Origin of the sequence: Grimontia sedimenti, assembly GCF_011045095.1 — a bacterium.
Classification (GTDB): Bacteria; Pseudomonadota; Gammaproteobacteria; order Enterobacterales; family Vibrionaceae; genus Enterovibrio; species Enterovibrio sedimenti.
Genome location: NZ_JAALDL010000020.1, coordinates 62,235 through 78,927, shown reverse-complemented (window position 1 = coordinate 78,927; position 16,693 = coordinate 62,235). Strand labels below are relative to the sequence as shown.

Annotated in this window: 14 protein-coding genes and 1 pseudogene; 2 read left to right on the top strand and 13 right to left on the bottom strand. The window is 49.0% G+C overall.

The window, feature by feature from the left end; all coding sequences use genetic code 11:
* Positions 1–175: 175 nt before the first annotated feature.
* Both G5S52_RS20525 and G5S52_RS20520 read right to left on the bottom strand, forming a co-directional pair.
* Positions 176–1,321, bottom strand: coding sequence for a PIN domain-containing protein (locus G5S52_RS20525; RefSeq protein WP_165018115.1), 1,146 nt, complete (start codon positions 1,319–1,321; stop codon positions 176–178).
* A 148-nt stretch (positions 1,322–1,469) separates the two neighbouring features.
* A complete protein-coding gene (locus G5S52_RS20520) occupies positions 1,470–1,907 on the bottom strand; it encodes a hypothetical protein (protein ID WP_165018113.1) in 438 nt (145 codons plus the stop codon).
* 469 nt (positions 1,908–2,376) lie between these two features.
* Here G5S52_RS20520 and G5S52_RS20515 point away from each other — a divergent pair, with 469 nt between their 5' ends.
* Positions 2,377–2,781 carry a hypothetical protein gene (locus G5S52_RS20515; RefSeq protein WP_235956443.1) on the top strand — a complete coding sequence of 135 codons (405 nt, stop codon included), beginning with the start codon at positions 2,377–2,379 and terminating at the stop codon, positions 2,779–2,781.
* 9 nt (positions 2,782–2,790) lie between these two features.
* On the opposite strand, the gene G5S52_RS24385 is transcribed toward G5S52_RS20515, so the two are convergent.
* The 10 genes and pseudogenes from G5S52_RS24385 to G5S52_RS20470 form a co-directional block, all read right to left on the bottom strand.
* Positions 2,791–3,255: a helix-turn-helix domain-containing protein gene (locus G5S52_RS24385; RefSeq protein ID WP_368737486.1), complete on the bottom strand. Its 465-nt coding sequence runs from the start codon at positions 3,253–3,255 to the stop codon at positions 2,791–2,793.
* Positions 3,252–3,668, bottom strand: coding sequence for a cupin domain-containing protein (locus tag G5S52_RS24075; RefSeq protein WP_235956441.1), 417 nt, complete (start codon positions 3,666–3,668; stop codon positions 3,252–3,254). Before G5S52_RS24075 ends, G5S52_RS24385 begins: the two co-directional genes overlap by 4 nt.
* 7 nt (positions 3,669–3,675) lie before the next feature.
* Entirely contained in the window at positions 3,676–5,154 is a 1,479-nt protein-coding gene (xylB, locus tag G5S52_RS20505) for a xylulokinase (protein ID WP_165018111.1), read from the bottom strand.
* A 4-nt stretch (positions 5,155–5,158) separates the two neighbouring features.
* A complete protein-coding gene (locus tag G5S52_RS20500; RefSeq protein ID WP_165018110.1) occupies positions 5,159–5,968 on the bottom strand; it encodes an L-iditol 2-dehydrogenase in 810 nt (269 codons plus the stop codon).
* Entirely contained in the window at positions 5,965–7,365 is a 1,401-nt protein-coding gene (locus G5S52_RS20495; protein ID WP_165018107.1) for a mannitol dehydrogenase family protein, read from the bottom strand. The genes G5S52_RS20500 and G5S52_RS20495 overlap by 4 nt, the downstream gene beginning before the upstream one ends.
* Positions 7,358–8,463 (bottom strand): annotated as a pseudogene (locus tag G5S52_RS20490) (ABC transporter ATP-binding protein). The gene G5S52_RS20495 and the pseudogene G5S52_RS20490 overlap by 8 nt, the downstream one beginning before the upstream one ends.
* Entirely contained in the window at positions 8,460–9,293 is an 834-nt protein-coding gene (locus tag G5S52_RS20485; RefSeq protein WP_165018105.1) for a carbohydrate ABC transporter permease, read from the bottom strand. Before G5S52_RS20485 ends, G5S52_RS20490 begins: the two are co-directional and overlap by 4 nt.
* 9 nt (positions 9,294–9,302) lie before the next feature.
* On the bottom strand, positions 9,303–10,163 hold the full coding sequence (locus G5S52_RS20480; RefSeq protein ID WP_002539008.1) for a carbohydrate ABC transporter permease: 861 nt from the start codon (positions 10,161–10,163) through the stop codon (positions 9,303–9,305).
* A 63-nt stretch (positions 10,164–10,226) separates the two neighbouring features.
* Positions 10,227–11,543: an ABC transporter substrate-binding protein gene (locus G5S52_RS20475; protein WP_165018102.1), complete on the bottom strand. Its 1,317-nt coding sequence runs from the start codon at positions 11,541–11,543 to the stop codon at positions 10,227–10,229.
* A gap of 237 nt (positions 11,544–11,780) precedes the next feature.
* Entirely contained in the window at positions 11,781–12,680 is a 900-nt protein-coding gene (locus G5S52_RS20470; RefSeq protein WP_165018100.1) for a mechanosensitive ion channel family protein, read from the bottom strand.
* Between the two features lie 442 nt (positions 12,681–13,122).
* On the opposite strand from G5S52_RS20470, the gene G5S52_RS20465 reads away from it, so the two are divergent.
* Positions 13,123–15,783, top strand: a complete 2,661-nt coding sequence (locus G5S52_RS20465) for a M4 family metallopeptidase (RefSeq protein WP_165018097.1) — start codon at positions 13,123–13,125, stop codon at positions 15,781–15,783.
* Positions 15,784–15,801: 18 nt separating this feature from the next.
* Here the strand turns inward: G5S52_RS20465 and G5S52_RS20460 are convergent, their stop codons facing one another.
* Positions 15,802–16,386, bottom strand: a complete 585-nt coding sequence (locus G5S52_RS20460) for a chloramphenicol phosphotransferase CPT family protein (protein WP_165018095.1) — start codon at positions 16,384–16,386, stop codon at positions 15,802–15,804.
* Positions 16,387–16,693: the final 307 nt, after the last annotated feature.

Below are 16,693 nucleotides of genomic sequence, written 5' to 3'. Positions count from 1 at the left end.
TGCCTGTCCCTGTAGTTCCTTTAGTTCCCGGTAGTTCGCATTTCTCGGAAAGGAGGTATAAACCGATAGGGGAATGGACAGAGTCTTTTTTAAGGTGCCTGTCCCTGTAGTTCCTTTTTTTAAAGTGTCTGTCCTCATTAGTTTCGTTTTTTAAGGTGTCTGTCCCTGTAGTTCCTTATAGTTCGTCTTCGTAGCTACGCCAATCGGGCTCTACTTCCCCAAAGTCAGCATATCCGAGTGTTTCCATAACTTCGATTTCTTCTGCATCAATATTATCTATGCCATCAGAAAAATCACCAGCTAAAGTAATTACAACGTCGGTTTTATATGAGCTTTCCATTTCACAAGACGCACCACCCATACCGACATAATCCTTATCGATTGAATCTCTAACCGAAAAATCGAAACTTGCATGAACCACACACTCTACAATGGCTGTTACTTTCAATGTTATTAACTCATCAGTGATTCGAATTATGTTAACTTTAACTAACCCATTTTCATCTGTTTCAAAGTCATGATCATGATAGGTAGCATAGACATCGCCATACTCGTAATAAAAAGATGAAGATGCTTCTATATCTATATCAGCCCCATCTAAACTATCTGAAATTGCTGAGGTAATTTGTTCAAGTATATGATTAGGTTCATCTAGCAAAGAATCTTCTCTAATACTAGCGATGATATTTGCGACTTCATTATGAGGTTGAAATTTCTCTAATGCGGCTGAAAGAGATGAAACAACTGTAATTCGTTCTGAATTTTCTGAGTAATTAGTCCAACCTTTGTCCTGACTAACGGCAATGACATTTAAGTCGTTAGCCTCTGCCCACCCTTCAACACTTAGTAATGCTATTGCGTCTGGGAATTCATTTTTTTTATCTTTCCCTGTTTCAAATGGAGCTTCTGTTTCAAAGTAGAGCTCCATCAACAAAGATAAATCAGCATAATCGCTAGAAGATATTACTTTGCCACCAATCCATTCATAATATTTCTGCAGTCGTTGATCAGCGATCTCTAATTCACCACCGTCTACAGATAATAATTCTCTTGCTTGGTCAATCTGTGCGGGGTTTATTTTTAGTTGCTTATTCGCTGATCTCAACGCCCTTTCAATTGAAGATCTAGTATTGGATATTTCTTGCCCAATATGTTTCATCGCTTCGTTATGAACGATATCAGTTTGGATAACCTGAACTGGAGAATCTTTGAATTGGCGCATTTGTTTTAATATGCCTTCATAGAATCGGTAACCTTCGCCTTTTAAGCTGGCGTTATCAATTGTGATTGCTCCATAATCTAATTCAATATCTTCTTCCATACTTTAAATTCTTCTCCAAATTTGAATGACAACTACTAGATCTATAACGTCAGCATAACAGGTGTTTACCTGCCCAAATTGAATGAAACAGCAAAATCACTGCTTTTAGAAAAATGCGCCACGAGTAAACGTCCCGTTCATGCTCTTGTTATATCAATTTCTTTTTAGCATCTGTTGCGCTTTTTATTCCCCTGATAAAGCCTCGCAGGGAGAAGAAACAACAGACTGATACAAAAAAACTTCCTAGCATTGCCGAAATGGAAAAGTGACCAATCAAAAGTAGGAAGCCAGAAGCAAATACAATCAACCCGCCTGTTGTTAGCCTTAGCACCCAAGACTGTTTGAGAGCAGCTTCGCAAGCTTCACTCGATAACGCTCCTTCAATCATAATGACATGAGTCAACGAAAACGTCGTAAACAACGGAAGCGAAATGGCGAATGCCAAAGTTGAAAGTTGGAGAAAAATCGATTCTCCTAACTTGGCTTCGCCGCTAAATAGGGCAAGAAAATAGGCCGCGCATACACCCGTCATGGCTGAGTAAAGCCACTTGAGCTGATTGATTCTATGATTATCTAACGCAGTCATGGTGCGATTACTTCCTCAATTGATATAACAACTTATCAGCGGCCATAAAGCCCGTTTAGTCCAAAAGTGGGAAGCCCGATTAGTTCGTGTAGACCTAGACACATCCGCCATCCACACCCTATAAATCAGCGTGTTAAGACCTTATGCTTCTTTCTGCTATGTCAAAATCGGGCGTCCCGGGCTGAATAAGCTCAACTTTTTACTATGAGCTTCCAGCAGCAGTTTTACTTAAACAATGTGCCACGCCTGTCCAATTTATCCGGCGGAATGTACCACGAAGTGCATAAGTAAAGGCACGACTAAACTCGCAGATATCGCGTGATTGATGAGATATTGTTCAAAGAAATCAGATAGTTGAAATTTAAGAGGGTTGGGTCAGCATTTCGTTACATTATCCCGGTTCAAAAATTGGCGATGCTCCTCAACAATCATTCTCACTTATGGAATAATCTCGCCACACGTTAATTGAATGATGAGAAAGATGTTGCCACTGCGATTTTTCTCCCGCGCGATTGCCGCGTTTGCGCTTTTACTTTTCGCATCAACAGCCTACTCTGCTGAACTGCTCGATACTGATGACGTTAACAGTGCGGAAAGCCCGTTTGAACGCCAGCAGGTTAATGTCAGTGAACCTATCTGCCGTAACAACCTCCGTACCCAGTTGCTCGCGCAGCAAATTGCGTTCAGCGACAGCGAAAACTCTCCTGAAGAACGCCGTCTGGCGGAAGAAAGCATTGATTATGCCCGTGATGTGTTCGCGGAAAGCCAGAGTTACTGCAAGGCCAGTTTCGCCCTCACAGAGTTTCTCGATAAAGATTTGCTGGAACAGGCACAGGTGCCGAAGTCTGGGCAAGTCCAGAGCTTCGACCCCTGATAGTGACCGTTACAGTATATTCGGCGAGGCGTGTTTTTTGCGGTAAGCCAGTGGGCTGACGCCTTTAATGCGTCTGAACTGACGGCTGAAATTCGCCAGATTGTGGAAGCCCACGGTTTGGCTGATGTCTGCAATGGTGTCGTCGGTATCACTCAGTAATACGCAGGCGCGCTGAATCCGCACCCGGTTGACAAAATCGGTGAAGCGGTGGCCGGAAGATTGGTGGAAAAAGCGCGAGAAATAAGACTCTGTCATTCCCAGTCTGTCAGCCATGGTTTTTAGGCGGATAGGTTGCTGGTAGTTCGCCATCACATAGTCGACAACATCATTGATGCGGGTTTGCAGTGTGCCGGCATCTTTCACTTCAGACGCGGGCAAGCTTGAGAGAATGCGGGTATTTCGCTGGCTCAGGTAATCCAGAAACGCGAGAAAATTCACCAAGCGGGTGACGCCCGAACTTTCCCTGACCTTCACAAAAACTCGACGGCTTTTTCAAAGGGTACGTTGAGAAATTCCAACCCCATTTTGGCTTGTTCTAACACTGGGGCGAGTTGCGCCAGCTCCGGAAATGACTTGGTCGCCTTATCAAACAGGTCCGGTTCAAACACGATGACCATATCGCGCAGTTGATGGCTTTCTCCGGGTGCCAGATTGCTCTCCCAGTTGTGAGGAAGCCAGGGGCCAACCAGAGTCAGTTGACCGGGAGAAAAGGGGCCAAGATAGTTACCAATCATGGCCTTGCCGTTGGTTTTCACAATCAGATGCAGTTCATACTGCTCATGAACATGCCAATGAATACAGGAAGCGGGCACGCCATGTTCTTTGTAGAAAATGGATTGCTCATCGATTTGTATAAACTCCCAAACGGGATCCTTGGCTGCAGACATAACTCACCTAATTCTTATCGCGTGGGCCCATGGTTGGCTCAAGCTGCTGGTAATAGTGAATAAATCGTTGATGGTTTTCCCGATGATACGCCTGACGTCTTGCGTTGGGTTGGAACGTTGCCGAGACAACAGGCGTGGTGCAGACCTCTTCAAGTGTGCCGCCTTTTACTGAAAGCATCGCTAATCTTGCTGCGCCGAGCGCTGGGCCGGTTTCGCCGCCAACATATTGGTTAATCGGCACTTCAAGCACATCCGCCACGATTTGCAGCCAGTATTGGCTGCGCGCACCGCCGCCAATGGCACCCAATGCGTGAAATGGCAATCCATTGTCAGACAGGGCGAGTAAACAATCCCGCAAGCTGTAGGCGATGCCCTCAAGAATAGCTTGTGTCATGTGGTGCCGTTCTGTGGTGGAGGTGATGCCCTGAAAGCTGCCTGTCGCAAAGGGGTTGTTATGTGGTGTGCGCTCGCCACTGAGATAAGGCAGGAACATTTCTGAGCCGTTACCCGAACCATGTTGTTCGGCTTCTTCTAGCAGTGTGGGTACTGGCTGGCCGCTAATGGTTGAAAACCACGCCAGCGGACTGGCGCCATTGAGCAGGCAGGCCATTTGATACCAGCGATCTGGGAGAGCGTGGGCAAAGGCATGAACCAGTTTTTGTGGGTTGGCGACATAGCGCTCTTTGGCGACGAAGATTTGCCCGGAGGTCCCGAGCGAGACAAACGCGTCGCCTTCGTTAATGGCACCAATGCCGACGCCTCCGACAGCGGCATCACCGCCACCACCGCACACAGGCGTGTCGACAGGAAGCCCAATCTCTAGCGAGGTTTCTGCGGTTAAGATGCCGCTGATGTCGTTGCCTTCGATGAGTTTTGGCATGTGCGCTGTCGAAATGCCGCTGGCGTTGAGGACGTTCTCATCCCAATTTCTGATCTGTTCGTTGAGCCACAGTGTGCCAGCCGCATCGCTCACATCGGTGCAGAGTTCCCCCGTGAGTTTCAGGCGCACGTAATCTTTCGGCAGAATCACTTTGTGGATCTTGCTGAAAGTCTCTGGTTCGAATTGTTTCAGCCACAGGAGTTTCGGTGCGGTGAATCCCGGCATGGCTGGCACACCGGAGCTTTCACCCAAATGCGGAAGCTGCTCGTTGAGGGCGTCACACTCTTTAAATGCCCGCCCGTCGTTCCACAAAATGGCAGGGTGGACGGGTTGGTTCTTTTCATCTAGGCACACAGCGCCATGCATTTGGCCGGAAAGCCCGATCGCTTCGACTGCACTCCAGGCATAAGATTGTCGGGCGCGTATTTTGGCAATGGCGGCGCGGGTGCCGTTCCACCAGATCTCCGGATCCTGTTCACGCCAGAGTGGATGAGGTGAGTCAAAGCCATAAGATTCCGACTGGGAATCGAGCACGTCGCCGTTTTCCCCCATCAGGATGACTTTGACGGCGGAGGTGCCAATATCAATGCCAAGGTATGTGGCCATAGGCTTAGCTCATCACGTTGCCGCCATCGACATTGTAAGTCTGTGCGGTGATGTAGTCAGAAAGAGAAGAGGCCAGAAACAGCGCGGTACCTGCGATATCATTCGGCACGCCCATGCGCCCCAGAGGTACATCTTCGCCCACCTGTTTTTTCTTCTCGCCGGGTTGGCGGTTTTCATATTTGGCGAACAGGGCATCGACGTGATCCCACATCGGGGTATCGACCACGCCGGGAGAAATCCCGTTCACGGTAATGCCATGTTCCGCCAGCGCAAGGGCGGCAGATTGGGTGTAGCTGATCACAGCGGCTTTAGTGGCGCAGTAATGGGCGACAAGCGCTTCGCCGCGACGACCGGCCTGTGATGCCATGTTGATGATCTTGCCGCCATTGCCTGCTTCTATCATGGCTTTGGCGACATCTTGCATCAGAAAAAACATGCCTTTGACGTTCACATTGAACAGCCTGTCGTACTGCTCTTCCGTGGCCTCCAACAATGGCCCCATGTCAAAAATCGCGGCGTTGTTGAACAGCACATCAATGGCGCCAAACTGCGAAATAGTGGAGGTGACAAGGTGATGCCGCGCATCGGCATCTGTCACATTGCAGTGATGATAAGCGACGTTTTCTCCGAACTGACTTTGCAACGCTGCCACACCTGGTGAAGGGTCGAGCGGTATGTCAGCAATCACGCATTTTGCACCGCTGGCGAGGTAGGCATACGCCACTGCCAGCCCGATGCCGCCATTGGCACCGGTCAGCAGGGCAACCTTTCCTTCAAGTAGTGGCGCACCATTTTGTTGGAGTGATAGTGTCATGGGTAGCGCTCCTGATAGCCATCAAGCGTTTGTTTGATTTGCGCTTCGAGCTGTTCGCCAAAGAACGGAAAGCGTTTGTTGAGCCCTTGCCAGATATCGGGATCGGCGAGGAACGCTTTAATCGGCTCGGGCGATTGCATCCACTTTTCTGCAATGTGGAGATAAGGATCTTTATAGTTGAACTGGAACTTGCCGTTTAAATACAAAGCGAGAAAACAGTACCAGTGGCTGACTAAGGTCATCGCCGCGTTCGGCACGTATCCGCGCTCAAGATTAAATTTGATGGTGGGCAGAATAAATTGCGGAAACTTACTGATACTGTCCATCGCAATACGCTCGATGGAATCGGCGATGAAGGGATTACTGAACCGCAATACAATGACTTGGCGATAATTTTCCAAATCAAAAGGGTGTTCATAAATGGTCGGGATGACTTCGTTTTGGTGGTATTGCTTGAGCAATGCGTTGAGTTCGTCATCTCGGATGTTTTCGTCGTAGGTTTGGTAACCGCGCAAAGCACCAATGTAAGACAGCCCGAAGTGTCCGCCATTGAGGATGCGGATTTTGGTTTCTTCGAACGCCTGCACTTTGTCGGTAAAGGTCACGCCGACTTGTTCAAGCGGGGGAAAGTCTGTCGCGAACTTGGTTTCAATCACCCATTGCTCGAAATCTTCGCCCATGATGGGGCAGAGGTCTTTTTTACCTACTTCACGCTCGACGTCTTCTGCCAAGTTTTTCGGAGGAACGGGCGTAATCCTGTCGACCATTGAACAAGGAAAAGTGACGTTGTCACCAATCCATTGGGTTAACTCGTCTAACGCTGCGGCTTCAACAAACTGACCGAATGCGTGTTTTAGTCGGTGGCCGTTATCCCGCAGGTTGTCACAGGTCGCCACGGTGATTGCGCCATTCGCCATTTTCTGACGCACAAGCAGCGCCAACGTTAAATAGCCAAACAGGGTTTTCGGTTGGCCACTTCCTGATTTCACCACCTCAATATCTTGCAAGATCTCGGGGTGGGCGAGGTTGAGATCGTCCGATTCTGTCAGATAATAGCCGCCTTCTGTCACTGTGATGGTGATGGCTTTGACCTTGTCATCATCAAAGATGGTGTGGATCACCGAAGGGTTGGAGGAAGCATCCTCCACCCGGTCGATACTGGTGATTTCGATATAATCGGCGTTGCCATCCGGTGCGATGCGCTTGAAGTGAAAGCGCCCATTCTGTTTGCGTAGGGCATCAGGAATGGCGCGGGTTTCCTCCCGCAGATTCACATCGGTATAGTACCAACGCTCCTCCTCCGGGAGATGTTGGTTCATTAAGTGCAGATAATACGCCTGATGTCCGCGATGAAACGCTCCGATCCCAAAGTGGACAAGGCGGTTATGCTCAGACATGGCTGACCTCTCCATAAATGTTCACGGCATTTTCATTGGCATCAAACAGGTACACGCGAGACGGATCCAGCTTCACACCAATGGCGTCGCGGAGCTTTGGGGTATATTTCGGATCAGCACGCACGACGACGGTTTCGCCGCTCAATGTACGGACATAGGTCAGGGTTTCTGAACCCAGTTGTTCGATCACTTCCACATCGCCTTTCAAATCGCCTTCTTCCGGAGAGCAGAAGGTGAGGGATTCCGGGCGGAAACCAATGGCTTTAGCATCCGCGGCGCTGGCTTCGAACGCGTCTGGGTTGAGTTGGATATGGGCATCACCATTGAAGTTGACGTTCAGCGCTTCATTGCTGTTGACTGCCGTATCCACGGGCAGCACATTCATTTTTGGTGTGCCGATGAAGGTCGCAACAAACTGGTTAGCAGGCTGGTGGTAGAGCTCCAGCGGTGTGCCGATTTGTGCCACTTCGCCCTGAGCCATGATCACCACTTTGTCTGCCAACGTCATGGCCTCAATTTGGTCGTGGGTCACGTAGATCATGGTTGCGCCAAGCTCTTGGTGCAAACGGGAAAGCTCGATACGCATTTCGACCCGCAGAGCAGCATCCAGGTTAGAAAGTGGTTCATCGAACAGGAAGACTTTCGGGTTGCGTACAATAGCGCGACCAATCGCCACACGTTGGCGTTGACCACCGGAAAGGGCTTTGGGCTTTCTGTCCAGCAGGGCATCCAGCTTTAGCGCTTTAGATACCTTGGCGACTTTTTCCTGAATTTCCGTTTCCGGGCGTTTTGCCAGTTTTAGCGCAAAGGACATGTTGTCTTTCACTGACATGTGCGGATAGAGCGCGTAGCTCTGGAACACCATGGCCACATCACGTTTGGATGGGTGGGTTTCGATGATCGATTGACCGTCTAGCAGGATGTCGCCGTCGGAGGCGTTTTCCAACCCGGCGATGGTGCGCAGCAAGGTGGATTTACCACAGCCTGATGGCCCAACGAAGACGACGAACTCGCCTTTTGAATTTCAAAATCAATGTCTTTGAGCGCCAGCGCGTCGCCGTATTTTTTATATAGATGATTGACTTGTAAGTAGCTCATTTTACAGCCCCGAAGGTTAATCCCTGAACCAGTTGTTTCTGACAGAACCAACCGAGAATGACGATAGGCGCACAGGCCAAAGTAGAAGCCGCAGAAAGCTTCGCCCAGAACAGTCCTTCTGGACTGGAGTAGGTGGAAATCATGGTGGCGAGTGTGCCCGCATTGGCCGAGGTCAGGTTGATTGACCAGAAGGCTTCATTCCAGCTCAGTACGATGGAAAGCAGCGCGGTTGACGCAATGCCACCCAGTGACAGCGGCAGCAACACATGGCGGATTTCACCGAGTGTATCTGCGCCATCCAGCCGAACAGCTTCAAGGATGTCTCTTGGAATATCTTTGAAGTAGGAGAACAGCATCCAGACCACGATGGGCAGGTTGATCAGTGTGTAGATGATCGTAAGCGCCACGGTCGTATCGAGCAGCCCGGTTTTCTGGCAAAGAATGTAGATCGGCACCAATACGCCCACGGCGGGCAGCATCTTGGTGGAAAGCATCCACAGCAACATATCCTTGGTGTGCTTCTTGGGGTAGAAGGCCATGGAATACGCCGCAGGAATGGCAATGATCAGTGCCAGAATGGTTGAGCCAAATGCGGTGATCACTGAGTTAATCGCGAATTTCAGGTAGTCACTTCGCTCTTGAACCAAACCGAAGTTTTCTATTGTCGGTTCAAAGATAAACGAGGGGGGTACTTCAATCGCTTGCTGTTCGGTTTTAAACGCGGTGATCAGCATCATCAGAATTGGGAAGAACACCAGCAGCGCCAATGCCCAGCAAATGATAGGACGCAGCCAGCCAGTTTGGTCGATTAGTGAAACATGTTTAGCCATAACGCCCCCTTAGGTCACCAGGTTCTTGCCGATCGCACGGATCAGGAAGAATGCGACGATATTGGCGAGAATCACGGCGATAAGACCGCCAGCAGACGCGACGCCTACGTCGAATTGCATCAATGCCTGCCCGAAAATCAGGAAAGCGAGATTGGTGGATTCATAGCCCGGGCCACCACCCGTGGTGACAAAGATTTCCGCGAACACAGAGAGCATGAAGATGGTTTCAATCATCATCACCACGGCAATAGGACGTGCCAAGTGTGGCAGTGTCAGGTAGCGGAATACCTGCCAGCCTGTCGCACCATCAAGTAACGCGGCTTCTTTTTGTTCGTGATCCATGGATTGGAGCGAGGTAATGAAAATCAGCAAGGCAAAGGGCATCCATTGCCAACTGATCATGGCAATGATGGAGCCGAGCGGGAATTGCTCAAGCCAGTCAACCGGCTGTAAGCCAACGCTTTCCCAAAGCGCAGCTAACACGCCGTATACCGGGTGCATCATCATGTTTTTCCAGATGAGCGCGTTGACGGTTGGCATGATGAAGAAAGGAGAAATCAACAGTACGCGCACAATGCCGCGACCGAAGAAAGGTTTGTCCAGCGCAATGGCGATGATCAGCGCACCAATCACGGTAACAACCAGTACCATACCCACCAAGGTTAAGGTGTTGATGATCGCGGGCCAAAAAGCTTCGTCCGTGTAGAAAAACTCGAAGTTCATCGAGCCGATGAATTCGTTGTCTCCCGGATAAAGTAAGTTATATCTGATGGTTGAGAAGTAGATCGTCATGGAAAGCGGGACGATCATCCAGAGCAGCAAGCTGACAAAGGAAGGCGCAACCAACAGCCGAGGCAACCATTTTTGCATTTGAAATTACCAGTAAAGCTGAGAAGGAAAAGCCGGGCAGGTGACTGCCCGGCAATGAGGTGCTTACTTGTAGTAGCCAGACTTGCGCATCTCGCGATCCGCAGACTTGTTGGCGTTTTTCAGCGCTTGTTCAACAGATACCTTGCCAGCCAGTGCCGAGGTGAACTGTTGACCCGCTGCGATACCAATCGCTTGGAACTCAGGAATAGCAGCAAACTGAACGCCCACGTAAGGGGTTGGTTTCAGGGTGCTGTTCGCTGGGTCTGCTGAGTTGATCGCTGCCAGTTCTGCTTCAGCAAATACTGCGGCTTCCTGGAAGTTAGGGTTGTCGTAAGTTGACTGGCGGGTACCGGTCGGTACGTTCGCCCAGCCGTTCTCTTTTGCGACCAGATTGATGTAGTCCTTAGACGTTGCCCAAGTGATGAACTTCTGTGCTTCTTCAGCATTTTTGGTTGCTGCAGGAACCGCCAGCGCCCATGCCCACAGCCAGTTTGCACCGCGGTCGGTGACAGCAACGGGTGCTTGTGCGAAGGCCACTTTGTCAGCCACTTTGCTCTGCTTAGGATCGGAGATGAAAGACGCTGCGATGGTCGCATCAATCCACATACCACACTTGCCTTCGTTGAACAGTGCCAGGATTTCGTTGAAGCTGTTTGAGCTTGAACCTGGAGGACCGTAAGTGCTCAGCAGATCAACGTAGAAGCTGACTGCGTGGTTCCACTCTGGTGAGTTCAGCTGTGGTTTCCAGTCTTCGTCAAACCAGCGCGCACCGAAAGAGTTGGCCATGGTGGTGATGTACGCTGCGTTGTCGCCCCAACCTGGCTTACCGCGTAGGCAAATACCGTATACGCCGTTTTCCGGATCGTGAATGGCCGCTGCCACGTCACGGATATGACCCCATGTCGCGCGGTCTGGCACTGTCATGCCAGCTTTGTCGACCAGATCTTTACGGTACATCACCATGGAGCTTTCACCGTAGAAAGGGACTGCGTAGAGTTTACCGTCGTAAGACAGACCTGCGCGCATCGCTGGCAGGAGATCGTCAACGTCGTAAGCAGCATCGGTTTCAACTTCTTTCAGCCAGCCTTTTTCACCCCAAATTGGGGTTTCGTACATACCGATGGTCATCACATCAAACTGACCGCCTTTGGTGGCGATGTCGGTGGTCACACGCTGACGAAGTACGCCTTCTTCAAGCGTCACCCAGTTGAGTTTGATATCAGGATTTTCTTTTTCGAACTCCTTACTCAACTTTTGCATTTCGATCATGTGGCCGTTATTCACCGTTGCGATTGTCAGCTCAGTTGCCGCAAAAGTGGTGGCGGAAAAAGCCGCACAGGCAGCAGCAATGGTAGTTAGCGTTTTCCTTGTAGACAGCATTATTACGTTCCTCTTTGATAAAAGATGTACATCGAACGGGTGTTAACATCTGTATAACAATCAAAGATCAAAAAAAGGCAACTGGAAACAAAAGCGGTGCATAAAAGTACTTTTATGACCATGGAATGATGAAATTTTTACCTTGTGGATTTAACAAAGTTGAAAAATTTGGGCGGGAAATGCAAAAGGCTGCCTTTTAAAATAGGCAGCCTTTTGTTTTCGAAAGTGGAAGGTTTTTCAGCAGTGTAGGGCGCTGGAGTCTGTATCCGATAGCAGATCTTCAGCAATTGTGACAGGAGGCTGTTTTAAGACTCTTTCACAGTACATGGTCATGAAGTCTTCGCGGATAAGTTGTTCCAATTCGGTGGCACGTTCGGTTGGACAGAACAAACGAACATGGACCTGCGGGTCACCTAATTCAGAAGAGGTAACATGGATATGTGGATCTGCCCCGGGTAGGTCAACACCTGCGTGGCGCTCAATCACATGGTTGTACCGTGTAGCGACTTCATAAAAATCTTCACAGTGATCGTCGATTCTCGCCAGCAAACTTGGCACCAGTGGGTAAAGGTTCGCGGTTTCTTTCACTGTGATATTAAATTCATGATAAACATAGCGCTTCATGAAATTGAGGTTCTTCACGGGCGTGGTGAAAAACAGGCTATTCGGGAAGGTAACCGTTTTTCCTGTGTAGTTATACGTTCCGTGGTGCAGGTCGATTTCCTGAATTTTGGTCGCCATCAGGTTGTGTTCAATCACTTCGCCACAAAGCGAACCGACTTCGATCCATTCACCAATTTGAAACGAGCGAGAGCTGGCACGTTGGATGGAGCCAGTAAAGCAAAGAATAATCTCTTTGGAAGCCACGACGACGGCAACCGCTATCGCAGTCAGTGATAACGCGAACTCGTTGATTTCTGAACGCCAAACCAAAAACATGACGATGAGAAGCATGGTAAAAGAGCCGTTTTTGGTGCGGGAGATCCATTTGCGTTGTTCTTCGCTTAGGAAGTTGGAATCACCCCAAATGAACTTGATCAGCACTCGTCGAATCAGCATGAAAAGGGTGATCACAACGAGAGTGAGCAGAAATTTGTGTTCCGTAAAAAAGGAGATTAGAAACTCTAGTTGTTCCACAACAATATCCTGATCCTGGTTTGTATCGTGAGTATCTGGTTACAACACTAAACACTACGCTTCAGTGGTGCAATAGAGAAGCTCGCTTATTTCTTTCAGATTTTCCGCCGTTTAGCGAAAAGTGATGACCGCTCCCCAGTTGTTAATCAAACACCAGAGTCAGTGCTTCTTTGGATGATCTAACGGCGTCCTGCCAGCCTGTCGATAAGGTTTACAACATTAGGCATTGTGACAGCTTAATTTCTGTCCTTTAGCCGTAATCATAACCCATTGACTTAGAACACCTTAAATCTTCCGCCTAAAATCTTGAATTTCCCTGGTCTCAAATAAGGATCAAATGAGTCAAAAAATATTCATTTTCGCTTTATCAATACCCAACCCTCAACCATGATTAATCATAAGCGTTACGCATGTTTCCATTGTGAAACTATTGGGGGGATAGATGTTAGGTCGCGCGCTTTTCCTGTTTGGATTTATTTTTTTGAACTTCCTGATTTTGAAGGTAAATGCTGCCGAGGTTGTTAAGGCGGATGATTCTGTGTTTCAAAACGTCCCTTCTGCAGCAGCAATGAGTAGTCGCTTATCCTCTTCAAAAACAGGCTTTTATCCCTCTGAAACCGTGGTTTTGCCTAACGGCAAAGTGAAGGTGAAACACCAGCAGTTTTTCCAAGGTGTTCCCGTGCGCAAGGGCCGGGTTGTCTCAGACAATGTGAACAACCAATACACCAATGCCCGAGGGTTAAAGGTTTCGTCTCTCAGCAATACCCTGGCCTCCGTAACGCCTTCTGTCAGCCAACAACGTGCCCTTCAAATCCTGAAAGACCAACATTTAATTGGGGCGCCTGCGGCTGAAATCCTGACGCCTGAAAACGAAAAGTCGGAATTGTTTGTCTGGCTTGATGAGCAGGGCTCTCCACGCTTGGTCTATGAAGTCAGCTTCTTCCTCCCCGCCAGAAAACCAACCCGCCCACGCGCATACATTGATGCTAAAACCGGTGAAATCCTGAAAACGTGGGAAGGGCTTGCACACATTGAAGATAAGGGCCGCGGCCCTGGCGGGAATGAAAAAACCGGACAGTACATTTTCGGCACTGACTATGCCGAAATGTTAATCGACAAAGTGGGCTCGACATGTACTTTGGAAACGGCGAACGTGAAAACGGTAAACCTGAACCATGGTACGTCCGGTTCTACGGCTTTCTCGTATGCTTGTGCCGATGCCAGTAATACCAACACCTTTAAATCTATCAACGGTGCTTATTCGCCCCTGAACGACGCGCACTTCTTCGGCAACCTGGTGTTCGACATGTATCAGGACTGGTTGAGTATGTCGCCATTGACTTTCCAACTGGTGATGCGTGTTCACTATGGCAGCAACTATGAAAACGCCTTTTGGAACGGGTCATCAATGACATTTGGCGATGGTCAGTCACGTTTTTATCCGCTGGTGGACGTCAATGTCTCCGCGCATGAAGTGAGCCACGGGTTTACCGACCAAAATTCAGATCTGATCTATGCGGGCATGTCGGGCGGCATTAACGAAGCCTTCTCTGATATTGCCGGGGAAGCCGCAGAGTTTTACTGGAAAGGCAGTGTGGATTGGCAGGTTGGTCGTGCCATTTACAAATCTGCGGGCGCTTTGCGTTACTTTATCACCCCGTCGGATGATGGGCGTTCAATCGACCACGCAAACCAATATTACGATGGCATGGATGTTCACTACTCCAGTGGTGTGTTTAACCGCGCGTTCTATTTACTTGCGACCAAGCCTGACTGGGACGTTAAAAAGGCCTTTTCTGCCTTTGCCATTGCAAACAAACTTTACTGGACGCCGGATTCCACCTTTGATGAAGGCGGTTGTGGCGTGGCCCGCGCCGCGGATGACTTAGGTTACAACACTACTGACGTGGTCGACGCGTTCAGTCAAGTGGGTGTTTATGCATGTCTGGATACTACTGAACTCACCAGTGGCGTGCCCGTGAGTAACACCAGCGGCAATAGCGGTTCTGAAACGTATTACTACTTCTCACTCCCTGCGAATACGGATTCAGCATCTGTGGCCATAAGTGGTGGTTCGGGGAACGCGGATCTTTACGTGAAGTACAATGGCTGGCCAACAACCAGCGATTACGACTGTGCTTCCACCACGTCAGACAATAACGAAGTGTGTGATGTGACGCTGCAAGGTACGGGTGAATACAATGTGCTGGTGGTGGGACAAACGGCCTACTCGGGGGCCTCTGTTCAACTGGATGTGGTGGAATCTCCGCCACAGGTTCTGAATGTCGGCGATGCGGTCTCCAGCCTGTCGGGTACCCGCGGTGACATGCTTTTCTACAGCTTCACCTTGCCGGATGATGGCAGCAGCCTGCGGGTCAGTATTTCTGGTGGCTCGGGTGATGCTGACCTTTACTTGAAAAAAGGCAGCACGCCTTCTCAGTCAGATTATGATTGCCGACCTTACTATTACGGCAACAATGAAAGTTGTACTGCACAGGGTAATCCGGGCGATGAGTTTTTTGTAATGGTTCATGGTTATGCTGCGTTCTCTGGTGTCACCATTTCTCTTACACAGGAAAGTAGTTCCCAAGCGCCGGAAGAACGTGCAGATCCTATCGACACATCCGCTCCGATCACCAACATTCAGGGACTTCAGGGAGAGCAGATGTACTACTCCTTCACCGTAAGCTCAGCAGGTGTTCTGTCTGCAAATCGGGCGTCGGCGATGTCGGCGACACCAATGTCAGCAACGCCAATGTCTGGGGGAGGCTTGACGATTTCCCTGAGTGGCGGGATAGGCGATGCAGATTTGTATGTGCGCGGAGGCGCTGCGCCGACGATAAACGCGTTCGATTGTAAATCTACTTCCAGTTCCAATCAGGAAACCTGTCAGCTTTCTAACCTGACTTCAGGCACCTACTACGTCATGGTATATGGTTCAGAAGCGTTTGAAGGTGCGAGCCTATCGCTATCAGAAACCGCATCGCAAGACAATGTGTCTTCTGGCGGTGGAGGTGGTGGTAGCTTGGGTTGGTTTAGCTTGTTATCAATGCTGGTATTGGGCTGGAGGAGAAGCACTTCCTCAGCCCATGCCAAACATTAATAATGATGTAGAGCTAATCTAAGCTGCATTTAAACATGCTTTGAGCTTTTTCTGACTGCGCTGAGCGCCCAACAAGGTAGGGTTGGTTTCCAGCCATTTTAGCAACTCTACCGTTGCCGCTTCCGGTGACTGATTTGTGGTATCAAGCTCAATGTCGTAATGCAGGTGCTGGTGCACGTGGTTATATTCACTCTCAGCCAACCCAATTGCTCTGTCTCCGCGCTCTTTCTCCCGCTTTGCTGCGATGAGTAAGTGGCATTTCACCCCAACCATGCAAATGTTAAATCCTTCCAGCGCAGTCAGAAGGTTTCGCTTTTCTTCGTCTATTGTCCAGGCGTTATCGAGGATCAAGTAGCAGCCAGCTTTGGCTAATCCTTTCGCGGCTTGGTGATAGCCTTCAACTAAGGTGGGGTAGTTGTAACCTTCCCGAAAGATAGGTTTACCTTCCATCATGGCTTTCAGATCGGAAGGAGGTAGGGCGTAAAGCACACTATCAATGCTGAAGTTCAGGTACTGGCGAGGTAAGCGTTCAATGAGTTCTTTGGCAATGCTGGTTTTCCCCGCACTGCCCGTTCCGTTGAGAATAATAATTTGTGGAAACATGTCACCAACTTTGTCTGATCGTATTTTTATATTCCATTACCAATTGGCAATACTGATATGTAATTAGATGCTTATGTCGATTTTATGTACAGAAAAGTGGCTGCGAATTTAAGCAGAGTTCACACAAAAATCGTGGTGTTATTTTGCGAATTTTGTTTCGTTACAGAGACTAAGATAAATGACTGGCTAGATTAGAGTTTCTTAATGAACTGAGCCAATGGTAGCGAAGGTGGCGCGATTGTTTTCGCGTTATCTATAAAATACAAAATGTTGTATGAAAAGCCGTTGTTCTCTCTTGGATCACTTT

Coding starts and splice junctions, on each gene's coding strand:
- G5S52_RS20475 (WP_165018102.1), bottom strand. CDS start 11,543: ATGCTGTCTACAAGGAAAACGCTAACTACCATTGCTGCTGCCTGTGCG.
- G5S52_RS24075 (WP_235956441.1), bottom strand. CDS start 3,668: ATGTCTGCAGCCAAGGATCCCGTTTGGGAGTTTATACAAATCGATGAG.
- G5S52_RS20465 (WP_165018097.1), top strand. CDS start 13,123: ATGTTAGGTCGCGCGCTTTTCCTGTTTGGATTTATTTTTTTGAACTTC.
- G5S52_RS20460 (WP_165018095.1), bottom strand. CDS start 16,386: ATGTTTCCACAAATTATTATTCTCAACGGAACGGGCAGTGCGGGGAAA.
- G5S52_RS20520 (WP_165018113.1), bottom strand. CDS start 1,907: ATGACTGCGTTAGATAATCATAGAATCAATCAGCTCAAGTGGCTTTAC.
- G5S52_RS20485 (WP_165018105.1), bottom strand. CDS start 9,293: ATGGCTAAACATGTTTCACTAATCGACCAAACTGGCTGGCTGCGTCCT.
- xylB (WP_165018111.1), bottom strand. CDS start 5,154: ATGGCCACATACCTTGGCATTGATATTGGCACCTCCGCCGTCAAAGTC.
- G5S52_RS20525 (WP_165018115.1), bottom strand. CDS start 1,321: ATGGAAGAAGATATTGAATTAGATTATGGAGCAATCACAATTGATAAC.
- G5S52_RS20495 (WP_165018107.1), bottom strand. CDS start 7,365: ATGTCTGAGCATAACCGCCTTGTCCACTTTGGGATCGGAGCGTTTCAT.
- G5S52_RS20480 (WP_002539008.1), bottom strand. CDS start 10,163: ATGCAAAAATGGTTGCCTCGGCTGTTGGTTGCGCCTTCCTTTGTCAGC.
- G5S52_RS20515 (WP_235956443.1), top strand. CDS start 2,377: ATGATGAGAAAGATGTTGCCACTGCGATTTTTCTCCCGCGCGATTGCC.
- G5S52_RS20500 (WP_165018110.1), bottom strand. CDS start 5,968: ATGACACTATCACTCCAACAAAATGGTGCGCCACTACTTGAAGGAAAG.